Raw genomic sequence first — 10643 nt, 5'->3', positions numbered from 1 at the left:
CGTTGCGACATCCTCTTTCGTTGCCATCGTCCGCTCGATGGTCCCGATGCGCTCATCCAGCGTTGCGACATCCTCTTTCGTTGCCATCGTCCGCTCGATRGTCCCGATGCGCTCATCCAGCGYTGCGACATCCTCTTTCGTTGCCATCGTCCGCTCGATAGTCCCGATGCGCTCATCCAGCGCTGCGACGTCTTCTCTCGTCGCTGCCACGGTCTGCTCAAGCCGCCCGATGCGATCATTCATCCGGACAACGTCTTCTCTCGTCGCTGCCACGGTCTCTTCGAGTTGCCCGACGCGTCCATTTAACCGCGCAACATCCTCTTTCGTCGCGCTCACCGTTTGTTCAAGCCGATCGATGCGATCATTCACCCGCACAACATCCTGTTTGGTCGCCATCTGATTCCGTATTTGCCGCAGCTCATCGAAAAGGCGCTCCACCCATTCATCCATTGTTTCACCCCCTTTCCTATTCGCTTTCCATTATACCATCATCCCTCCACCAGTTTCTATCATTTTCTCTGCCAATCGACACGCCAATAAAAAAGCCACCCCCATTTCCCGAGCAGCGGCCAGAAAACGAAGATGGCTATAAAAGCGATCAACACCATTATGAAATTTTTTGTTCCTGCAACGGCAGTGCAGCCGATTTTCTCGCCTTGCCGAAATGGAAGACGGCGTTTAAGATGATGGCGGTCATGCTGCCGGCGACGATGCCGCTGTCCGTCAAAATGCGCAGGCCCGCCGGAAGCTCAGCAAACAAGTTCGGCACCGCCGTCACCCCAAGCCCTATGCCGACCGAGCAAGCAATGATCAGCAAGTTTTCTTGCATAGCCAAATCGACTTGGCTTAACATTTTCACGCCGTAGGCGATGACCGTGCCAAACATAGCGAGCATGGCCCCGCCTAAAACCGGCGCTGGGATGATTGTCGCCACGGCGGCGATTTTCGGCACAAATCCAAGCAGGACAAGAAACGCCGCGGCAGCGTAAATGACATTGCGCGTTTTCACGCCCGATAGCTGAACAAGTCCGACGTTTTGCGAATACGTCGTATACGGAAATGCGTTCAACAGCCCGCCGATGATGATGGCCAATCCTTCAGCGCGGTAGCCGCCCGCCAAATCGTCATCGGTCAGCCGGCGGCGGCAAATGTCCGACAAAGCAAAGTAAACGCCGGTCGATTCGACAAGGCTGACGATCGCGACGAGCACCATGGTGAAAACAGCAGACCCATGAAACGTCGGGGCGCCAAAGTAAAACAACGTCGGCCAGTGAAGCCATGACGCTTCCGCAACCGGCGTCCAGTCCACTTTTCCCATCATGGCCGCGGCAAACGTTCCGGCTGCCATGCCAAGCAAAACAGAGATCGAGCGGATGAATCCTGTAAAACAACGATACAGCAAGATAATCAGCGCCAGGACGCCAAATGACAGCGCCAAGTTGGCCGGATCGCCGAAGTCTTTTGCCCCTTGCCCGCCGGCCATGTTGTTCACCGCCGCCGGGATGAGCGTCAAGCCAATAATGGTCACGACCGAGCCGGTGACAACTGGCGGAAACAACATCCGCAACTTGCCGAAATACGGACTGATGAGCACCACAACCGCTCCGGCGCAGAGGATCGCCCCATACACTGCCGGCATCCCGTACTGTCCGCCAATAGCGATCATCGGCCCGACCGCCGTAAATGTGCAGCCAAGCATAACCGGCAAGCCGATGCCAAACCACTTGTTTTTCCACGCTTGCAAAAACGTCGCAATGCCGCACGTCAATAAGTCAATGGCCACTAAATACGTCAGCTGTTCGCTCGTCAAATGCAACGCCCCGCCGACGATAAGCGGAACGACGATCGCCCCGGCGTACATCGCCAATACGTGTTGGATGCCGAGTGATCCAACTTGCCACCATTTCATCTTCATTGACTCATCACCTCGTCAGCAAATTGAATGACACCACCATCAAGCGACGCGATGCAGGCGAGCGATACGACGCGGAAGCCGCGCGCACGAAGCAATCGCCCGCCGTCTTGAAACGCCTTTTCAATGACGATGCCGATGCCGGCGACAACCGCGCCGGCTTGTTGGACAATCTCCGTCATTCCAAGCGCTGCCTGGCCGTTGGCTAAAAAGTCATCGATAATGAGCACCCGGTCACCGCTGTTAAGCAACGAACGGGAAACAACGATCTCGTTCGTCTCCTGCTTCGTAAACGAATATACTTCCGCGCGGTATACATCGTCGGCCATCGTCACTGGCCGCCGCTTGCGGGCAACGACAAGAGGAACGCCAAGTTCATAGGCAGCCATAAGTGCCGGGCTGATGCCCGATGACTCAAGCGTCAGCACTTTCGTCGGCCGCTCACAGTGAAACTTGGCGGCGAACTCCTCCCCAATCCGCTTCATCAAATGCGGGTCGACTTGATGGTTTAAGAAGCGGTCGACTTTCAGCACCCTGCCGGCCAGCACCTCTCCTTCAGCGGCAATTTTTTCGAGCAATTCGCGCATGCCAATCCCCTCCAAAATAAAAAAGCTTAAAAAACACCGGCCTCACTCATTCCATGAGTCAGGCAATGTCTTTTAAGCCAAAAGCAAACAGAAGGCGCAAAGCGGCCATGGCCGACTCCCTTCCGACATTGCCACTCATAGTCAGCCGATTTACGGTCGGCTGGTAGAGACTCGCAAGCCGTATTCTTGCGATTATATGAGTGAGTCAGCGTGATTCAGTTACTAGCAGTATACCATGGAAGGCAGCGGATGAGAAGCGGTTTTTGCTAAAAAGACGAACGTTAAAGTATAAAAAATATGGATTATTCGTTTTTATTCCTTTGCTGATACGAATCCGCCGGTTTGATTTTTCACCCAGTTAAGAACAAAACCGTTTCTATATAGACGCAATTTGAAGCTTTACCATTTGCATCCTTTCCGAAGATTTGACCCGACTGTCGGGCGACCGAACAACGCCGCTTCCAGGCCCATCGATGGGTCTGTGAAGCAAAGGGTTGTTCGGTCCTCCGTCAGTCGAAAATGGACAAACCGCTTTTCCGTCAAGGATCTGTTCAACTTCACCCGAACTTCAAAATGTGCAAGGTTTCAGAGTTCGACATAGCGGCATTTTCATCCCTTCGATGGTGACGAAATCTTTTTGTCATGGGAGTCTATATAGTTGCACCCGACCGAAGAGCAATCATTCGTTGCAACTCCTTTTTCCCCCATCTTTTTCATACATTTTTCACAATCGTCACCATTTGTTCAAACTTCTTGTGTTGTTTTTGTGAGAAAAGTCACTGTTGCGGCCGTTTTGTACGGTTATGATAGTGTCAAAGCAGGGAAACTCGCGCTTGGCGCACCTGCCTGTCAACGTTATGGGGGATGAATCCAAAACGCACGAGGAGGGATGAAAGGATGGCCAAACCAGAGCGGACAAAACCGACGGCAATGGCCCGGCAAACAAAAAAGGAAAAAGAGCCGGCGCTCGGCGGCACGCTGGCGTCTGTGTTTTTGCTCGGCTTTTTCATCATTTTCGCCTGGGTCAGCGTCTACTTGTTATTTTTACACCGCCTGTAAGCGGCAAGGGAGGGACTGGATATGCACATTCATAAATACGAAAAAATTTGGCTGACGTTCGGCATCGGCTGTCTCGTTGTCTTTTTAACCGTCGTCGGCGTGAGCGCTTTCGCTGCCGGACAGCAGCCGCCAAGCTGCCTGACGACGATCGATCCAGAGAAAGTGGACACGACCCCGCCATTCAATCAGCCTGGGCTTGTCAAAAAAGGAAATAACGAGTACGAACTAAACATTGTTGTCGCGGCGTTTTCCTTTACGCCAAATACCATCGAAATTCCAAAAGGAGCGAAAGTGACGATTAACGTCACCTCGAAGGATGTGATCCATGGATTTCAAATTCCAGGAACAAACATCAACATGATGGTCGAACCTGGCTACGTCAACAGTTTGACGACGACGTTTGATGAGCCCGGCGAATATACGATTCTCTGCAATGAATATTGCGGCGCCGGCCACCATATGATGACGGCGCGCATTAAGGTGGTGGAGTAACATGGTACAATCGTTGGAAAAAGTCGATCGCCGCGACGCCAAACTGGCGCTGGCGCATTTAGCTGTCGCTTTTGTTGCTCTCGCATTAGGCGGCTTCGCCGGCCTGTTGCAAACACTCGTCCGTTCCGGCAAGTTTGAGCTGCCGGCTGGGATCAGCTATTACACGATTTTGACGACGCACGGCGTCTTGCTTGGGCTTGTGCTGACGACGTTTTTCATTATCGGCTTTCAGTTCGCCGCGGTCAGCCGCACGACCGGATCGCTCTCGGACGGTTCGTGCCGGCTCGGCTGGATCGGTTTTTGGATGATGACGGCAGGGACGGCCTGCACAGCCTTTTTCATCCTAACCGGCCAAGCATCTGTCTTATATACGTTTTACGCGCCGCTTCAGGCGCACGCTGGCTTTTACATCGGCTTGGCGCTCGTCGTCGTCGGCAGCTGGGTGAGCGGTTTTGGAATGTTTGCCCATTATGCACGCTGGCGGAAGGCGCACCGCGGCCAGGCGAGCCCGCTGTTGGCGTTTATGTCTGTCACGAATATGGTATTATGGCTCATCTGCACGCTTGGCGTAGCCGCCACCGTCGTCTTTCAGCTTATTCCGTGGTCGCTTGGGCTCACGGATCGGGTGAACGTGCTCTTGAGCCGGACGCTGTTTTGGTATTTCGGGCATCCGCTCGTCTACTTCTGGCTATTGCCGGCGTATATGGTTTGGTACGCTGTCATTCCGAAAGTGATCGGCGGCAAAATCTTCTCCGATTCGCTCGCGCGGCTGGCGTTTATCTTGTTTTTACTGTTTTCGATTCCAGTCGGCTTTCACCATCAATTGCTAGAGCCAGGGATTTCGCCGTTTTGGAAGTACGTGCAAGTCGTCTTGACGTTTATGGTCATCATTCCGTCGCTCATGACCGCGTTTGCCATGTTTGCGACGTTTGAATCGTACGGCCGCTCGCAGGGGGCAACCGGCCTGTTCGGCTGGTGGCGGAAATTGCCGTGGGGCGACGCCCGCTTTTTCGCGCCGTTTGTCGGGATGCTGTTTTTCATTCCGGCCGGCACCGGCGGGATTATTAACGCCTCGCATCAACTCAACCAAGTCGTTCATAACACGATTTGGGTGACCGGCCACTTCCATTTGACCGTTGCCACGACGGTTGTGTTAACGTTTTTTGGCGCATCGTATTGGCTCATCCCGCATTTGACCGGCCGGGTGATGACGAAAGCGATGAACCGCCTCGCCATCATTCAAACGATCGTTTGGGCCGTTGGGATGACGTTTATGTCCGGCTCGATGCATTTTGCCGGCTTGCTTGGAGCGCCAAGACGTTCAGCGTTCTCGACGTACGGCAATTCGCCGCAGGCGCTCGAATGGATTCCGTATCAAATCGCACAAGCTGTCGGTGGAACGATCTTATTCATCGGCATCATTCTCATTCTCGTCATCGTCATCAACTTGGCATTTTTCGCCCCGAAAGGCGAAACCGAATTTCCGGTCGCCGAAGCGGCCGCCCCGCAGGAACGGGCCGCACTGGCGCTTGAAAACTGGAAACTTTGGATCGGCCTTGTCGTTGCGCTTATTTTGATCGCGTATACGGTGCCGCTGATCGACATTATCCAAAACGCCCCGCCGGGGTCGAAAGGATACAAACTATGGTAAAGCCATCCCCCCTCTTCGCTGCTAAAGAGGGGGGATTCGTTTATAAGCAGTAAATCGCCTTATATTTTTCTTCCAAATATTGAATGAGGTAATCGGCTTTCAGCGGTTCGCCCGTCGCATCGCGCACAAGGTCGAGCGGCTTTTTCGTTTTTCCGAATCGATGAATGCGCTCGGTCAGCCATTCACGAATCGGCGCGATGTTCCCTTCTTCAAGCAACGCCGCCATGTCGAGTTCTTTTTCGAGCGCCTGTTTGAATTGCGCCGCGTACATATAGCCGAGCGCATACGACGGAAAATAGCCGAAGCTGCCGCCCGACCAATGGACGTCCTGCAACACGCCGACCGCATCGTTGTACGGGCGGATGCCAAGATATTGCTCATATTTCTCATTCCATACGTCCGGCAAGTCCGCCGCTTCGATATCGCCAGCAAACAGCTGCTTTTCGATTTCGTAGCGGATGATAATGTGAAGCGGATACGTCAGTTCATCGGCTTCAATCCGGATCAGCGACGGCTTCGCCTCATTGATCGCCCGGTAAAACGCATCCAGCGAAACGCCGGCAAACTGCGATGGCGCGTATTGCGAAAGACGTGAATAATGCCGCTTCCAAAATGAATAGTGGCGGCCGACCATATTTTCGAAAAACAGTGACTGCGACTCGTGAATGCCCATCGATGCCCCACCGCAAAGCGGCGTGCCGACAAGCGTTTCGGAAATATGTTGTTCATACAGGGCATGGCCGCACTCATGAATCGTCCCGAAGATGGCGGTGCGAAAATCGCGTTCGTCGTAGCGCGTCGTAATGCGCACATCGTTTGGGTTCAACCCGATCGCAAACGGATGAACCGTCTCATCAAGCCGCCCTTTGCCAAAGTCATAGCCGAGTTCCGGAAGCAGCTCCAAAAGAAACGCCCGTTGCCGTTCTTTCGGAAACGCAGCAAACAAAAACGACGTATCCGGCTTATTTGGGGCGGCGGCAACGGCTTGTACAAGCGGAACGATGCGTTCACGCAGCCGGCCGAACAGCTGATCGAGCAGCTCGACCGTCATGCCCGGCTCATATTGATCAAGCAGCGTGTTGTACGGATGCCCTTCATATCCCCAGTACTCGATAAAACGGCGCTGAAACTCGATGATTCGCTCCAAGTACGGGCGAAAACGGGAAAAATCAGCGGTTGCTTTCGCCTCTTCCCAGACGCTTTCCGCTTTGGAGCGAAGCACTACATACTCCTTGTATTCGGTAACGGGAATTTTTTTATTGCGCTCATATTCTTTTTTGCACTCATCGAGCGTGCGCTGCGTCACTTCACCAAGCTGTTCATACACCCCTTTGGCTGACAGTTTGGCGATAAACGCCGCCATCTCTTCGGATATCGACATTTGGAACGCTTCCGCCGACAGCATGCCGATCACTTCCGAGCGCTGTCCGACTCCTTTCTTCGGAGCCCCGGTCCGCAAATCCCAATACATGAGGCCGATCGCCTCATGGTATCCCATCATTTTTTTGACGTATTCCAAAAATTGTTCTTCCATTCGCTTCATCGAGCCCCATCCTCCCACTGTTTTTGCTGGCCGTATCATCATTTCCATAACAAGGGGACATTTTCCTGCTGACGCATCGGGAAATATCCGCTTCGGCTGCAAAAAGAAAAAGGGAAGAACTTATTCTTCCCTCACCGCTATCGGCAGCACCTCTTTGACCGCTTGGATGACTTGCGCATCGTCGCGGTCAGTGACAAAAATGGAGACGATGCCGCGATCGTCGCGGGTGCGGATGAGCCGCCCGACCCCTTGACGGAGGCGGAGCAGCATGTACGGCACATCAACGCTCCAAAACGGATCACGGTATGCCTTCCGTTTCGCCTGAAACACCGGATCGTTCGGCGGATACGGAAGCGACCAAATGATGACGTTTGACAATGACGGCCCCGGGATGTCAAGCCCTTCCCATAAATGTTCCGAACAAAGCACGGTCTCCTCATTGCGCTGAAACTCGGCGACCAAATCGCTGATTTCACGGTCTCCCTCAAACAAGAACGAAAACGGTTCATCGGCCGCTTCTTCTTTAAATTGGAGCAGCTCTTCGCGCGTCGGGAACAAGATGAGCGCCCGGCCGCCGGTTTCGCGCAATTTTTCGAGCGCATAGCGATATTTTTCCGCAAACAGCGTCTCGCCGGCGCGGAACGTCGGCATATAAATTGTCATTTGCTCATCGTAATCAAACGGCGATGGCACGCTGAACGACAAATAGTCATCAATGCCCAAGCTTTGGGCAATATAGGCAAACGATTTTCCACTCGACAGCGTCGCCGATGAAAAGATAAACGGCATTCGTTTGCTGAACACTTTTTCGCGCAGCACTTCCTGCACGGTGCGCGGCATGACGACCAAAGTCGCCTCTTGGCGCGATGACTCAAGCCATGTGATCGCATCGGCGTTCGTCAAAAACAAGTCGAGCGAATATTGAATTTGATCCAAATATTCGTCCACGATGTTCAGCTGATAATGGTCGATCGTATACGTCTCGCTTTCAAACACAAGCTCATTGCCGATTTCAACGATTTGCCTGTGCAGCTGCTTCGCCCATTGCTGCAGGGCGGGCGACGGCGAAATTTCTTTCCGGTTCGATCCGGGAACGTCTTTCGCGCACGCTTTCAATTCCGCAAAAAAGCGCGCGCTCGTCTCCAACGTCTCCTCAATTAAATAAGCGAGCTGTTCACGGATGTCGTTTTCGAGCAGCCTTGTCAGCAGCATCTCAAGCGTCGTCTCTTTCATCCGGTACGTCAGCGCCTTTTGCGCGGCAAACTCAAGCAAATGCCCCTCATCGAACACGACGCAGCTCGCCTCCGGCAACAGCGGCAGCTGGCCTTCCCGCTTGCGCGCCTCATACGTCCAGACGTGTTCCATATAAAAATCGTGCGAACAGACGATCAAATCCGTCGCTTTTCGATAATAATCGCGCCAAAGCGTTTGGCCGCAGCGGTGCCGCTTTTCACATGTAAAACAATCCTGAAACGGGTCCCAGGCGATTTTTTTCCACTGCTCATCACTCAAATGGGCGTATTCCTTCCGGTCGCCATAGCGGTAAAACGACTGCATCGGTTTATTATCGTGGACGAATGCCGGAAGCTCATCAAAAATTCGCTCGTATAATTCGATATCCTCGTCATCATATGTCGTGACTTCTTCGAGCTTATTTAAACATAAATATTGATCCGGCGATTTGGCCAGCCGGACGTCGATATGCAGTCCAAGCACATCGGACAATTTGGCGATATCCCCTTCTTTTTTGACGAGCTGCTCGATCAATGTCTCATCCGCGCAGGCGATGATGGCCGGCTTGCCAGTGTAGCGGGCGTAACAAATCGCATACAGCAAATAGACGATCGTTTTTCCCGTGCCGACCCCGGCTTCGGCAAACATCACCTTTTTCTCGCGAAACGCGCGCTCGAGCTGGAACGCCATATAAATTTGCTCATCGCGCAGCTCAAACCCGGCCTCTGGCAAAATATCGTAAAAAACATCGCCGATCCATTGGCTGAGCTTGTCAAAGAAGTTTTCGTTTTTTTCTACTGTAAATGGATAACGATCATGGCTCATCGCCGCCACCCCTCCAAATTGGCATAAACTCCCCCGGCATCATCATGCATAAGCGCGCAACAAGTTTGTTGCGCGCTTATTCCCAATAACAAGACAATATTATGATGGATCGCCGCCGAGAAGTCAACTTCTAGCCTTCACGCGGCGGCCGCGGCCCCCAATATTGGTAGTAATGCGTTTCGATAAAGCCGTTAAACAGCTTGCGCCGTTTGGTTGCCGGTCGGCCGTAATGCGTTTCAAAGCCGCGGTGGGCGGTTAAGATATAGACCGACCACGTATCCAAAGAGGCGTAGGCGCGGCCGATGGCGCGATAGAGCGCTTCCACTTCCCGGCGTTCGCCAAGCCGCTCCCCATACGGCGGATTGCCGACAATCACTCCGTACCGCTTGTCCGTCCGAAACTGCTCCGCCCGCCCGACTCGAAACGACAATAAATCGGCAAGCCCTGCTTCCGCCGCGTTCGCCTTGGCGGTTTCCACCATGTGCGGATCGATGTCCATCCCGATAATATCCAAAGGCTGGTCATAGCGGGCCAGCGCTTCTGCTTCTTCGCGCGCGCGCTCCCACACTTGTTTCCCGATCCACGGCCATTGTTCGGAAACAAAGTCGCGGTTGAATCCAGGGGCAATGTTTTGGCCGATGAGCGCTGCCTCAATGGCGATCGTGCCCGAGCCGCAAAACGGGTCAACAAACGGGCGGTCCGGCGTCCAGTTGGTCAGCAGCACCAAGGCGGCGGCGAGCGTCTCTCTGAGCGGCGCTTCCCCTTGGCGGAGACGATAGCCGCGCTTGTGCAGCCCGGCGCCGCTCGCATCGATCGTCAAGGTGGCGATGTCCTTATGGAGCGCCACTTCGATGCGGTAGAGCGCCCCTGTTTCAGGAAACCACGACAGCCGATAGCGCTCCTTTAGGCTTTCAACAACCGCTTTTTTGACGATGGCTTGGCAATCGGAGACGCTGAACAACGTTGATTTCACTGATTTTCCAATAACAGGGAACGAGACGTCTTTCGGCAAATAATCAGCCCATGGCAGCGCCTTCGTCTGCTCAAACAACTCTTCAAACGTCGTCGCCCGAAACTCGCCGATTTTGAGCTTCACACGGTCGGCAGTGCGCAGCCAAAGATTGGCGCGGCAAATCGCAGCCGCATCACCTTCAAACATCACCTTGCCGTTTTCCACTTGGCATTCGTAGCCAAGCCGGCGCACTTCATCCGCCACAACCGCTTCGAGCCCCATCGCGGCCGTGGCAATGATTGAAAATCGCTCCATCCGCTTCCCCCTATTCTGGCAGGCAATATGTATTTCATCTCCAAGTATAACCATCCTGCAAAACAACCGATACA

8 protein-coding genes, 1 pseudogene and 1 riboswitch are annotated in these 10643 nt (G+C 53.6%); of the genes and pseudogenes, 3 read left to right on the top strand and 6 right to left on the bottom strand.

What is annotated here, in order from left to right; genetic code table 11:
- The 3 genes and pseudogenes from CV944_RS12760 to CV944_RS12750 form a co-directional block, all read right to left on the bottom strand.
- Positions 1–450 (bottom strand): annotated as a pseudogene (locus tag CV944_RS12760) (hypothetical protein); the annotation flags it as partial.
- A gap of 157 nt (positions 451–607) precedes the next feature.
- Positions 608–1915, bottom strand: coding sequence for a nucleobase:cation symporter-2 family protein (locus tag CV944_RS12755; RefSeq protein WP_100659925.1), 1308 nt, complete (start codon positions 1913–1915; stop codon positions 608–610).
- Positions 1912–2499, bottom strand: coding sequence for a xanthine phosphoribosyltransferase (locus CV944_RS12750; RefSeq protein ID WP_100659924.1), 588 nt, complete (start codon positions 2497–2499; stop codon positions 1912–1914). The genes CV944_RS12755 and CV944_RS12750 overlap by 4 nt, the downstream gene beginning before the upstream one ends.
- Positions 2500–2617: 118 nt before the next feature.
- A riboswitch (purine riboswitch) is annotated at positions 2618–2719 on the bottom strand.
- 710 nt (positions 2720–3429) lie between these two features.
- Here CV944_RS12750 and CV944_RS12745 point away from each other — a divergent pair.
- Genes CV944_RS12745 through CV944_RS12735 form a run of 3 tightly spaced genes read left to right on the top strand, consistent with a single transcriptional unit; the run spans position 3430 to position 5701 of the window.
- Positions 3430–3558 (top strand): cytochrome c oxidase subunit 2A, encoded by a 129-nt coding sequence (locus CV944_RS12745; protein WP_369806437.1) that lies wholly within the window; start codon positions 3430–3432, stop codon positions 3556–3558.
- 21 nt (positions 3559–3579) lie between these two features.
- Positions 3580–4050 (top strand): cytochrome c oxidase subunit II, encoded by a 471-nt coding sequence (locus CV944_RS12740; protein ID WP_033009231.1) that lies wholly within the window; start codon positions 3580–3582, stop codon positions 4048–4050.
- A 1-nt stretch (position 4051) separates the two neighbouring features.
- Positions 4052–5701: a b(o/a)3-type cytochrome-c oxidase subunit 1 gene (locus CV944_RS12735; protein ID WP_100659922.1), complete on the top strand. Its 1650-nt coding sequence runs from the start codon at positions 4052–4054 to the stop codon at positions 5699–5701.
- Between the two features lie 40 nt (positions 5702–5741).
- Here the strand turns inward: CV944_RS12735 and CV944_RS12730 are convergent, their stop codons facing one another.
- The 3 genes from CV944_RS12730 to CV944_RS12720 form a co-directional block, all read right to left on the bottom strand.
- The gene (locus CV944_RS12730) at positions 5742–7244 is read right to left on the bottom strand and encodes a carboxypeptidase M32 (protein ID WP_100659921.1); all 1503 of its coding nucleotides are present in this window, start codon (positions 7242–7244) and stop codon (positions 5742–5744) included.
- A 120-nt stretch (positions 7245–7364) separates the two neighbouring features.
- Positions 7365–9302 carry an ATP-dependent DNA helicase gene (locus tag CV944_RS12725; RefSeq protein WP_100659920.1) on the bottom strand — a complete coding sequence of 646 codons (1938 nt, stop codon included), beginning with the start codon at positions 9300–9302 and terminating at the stop codon, positions 7365–7367.
- Between the two features lie 130 nt (positions 9303–9432).
- On the bottom strand, positions 9433–10569 hold the full coding sequence (locus CV944_RS12720) for a THUMP domain-containing class I SAM-dependent RNA methyltransferase (RefSeq protein ID WP_100659919.1): 1137 nt from the start codon (positions 10567–10569) through the stop codon (positions 9433–9435).
- Positions 10570–10643: the final 74 nt, after the last annotated feature.

The sequence above is a fragment of the Geobacillus sp. WSUCF-018B genome (genome assembly GCF_002809985.1).
In the GTDB taxonomy this organism is placed as follows: Bacteria; Bacillota; Bacilli; order Bacillales; family Anoxybacillaceae; genus Geobacillus; species Geobacillus thermophilus.
Note: the sequence above shows the minus strand (reverse complement) of the source record. Positions and strands in the feature narration are given on the sequence as shown.